We start from the raw sequence: 542 nt of genomic DNA, 5'->3' as shown, positions 1-542 counted from the left end.
CTTGATGCTCATAACGAGCTTGGCGAGCAAGGTCGATGTTCCATTCAAAGAGTGCGACTTCTGGGCTGTATGGCGCTTGAGCCATGACCTGGCCAAACAACATCACAGTGTGGTGAAAGTCTTTTCCGTAGTGAATAACACTGCCTTCTTGGAGTGGGTGCGTTAAAACATGTTGGCGTGCTATTTGGGCAAAGCACGTTTCCCCTAGTAACGCTTCAACCATCGGATAAGTAGCAGAAAGGACTTCGCTCAAGCTGATGATAAAGTTGTTGCGATATATCTGCATGCGCTCGTCAGCGGTAAACTGATCGCTCGCAATATCACAGTCATCGCCCAATGCCTGATAGTGAAGCGCTTTCGCAAACTGGTTTTGTAAGGTGGCTAGCTTCATGAGGCTTTCCTCGTAGCGCTAAGCGGGGTGGTAATTTGGGAGAGAAGGAGCGAGGCCTTTTCCGCTTCTGCCAATAACACTTCTGGTGCTGGGATATCTAAGTCCCATTCAATTAAGGTATGGCGCGGACCATACTGTTCGACCCAGTGTT

Annotated in this window: 1 protein-coding gene; it reads right to left on the bottom strand. The window is 49.1% G+C overall.

Annotated features, from left to right (window positions below; genetic code table 11):
• Positions 1-391 (bottom strand): DNA-binding domain-containing protein (locus R7040_RS29345; protein ID WP_318098030.1); only part of this gene is annotated, 391 nt, incomplete at its 3' end.
• Positions 392-542 lie beyond the last annotated feature (151 nt).

This window comes from Vibrio sp. 1069, assembly GCF_033340555.1.
This window is presented reverse-complemented; position numbering and strand designations above follow the sequence as displayed.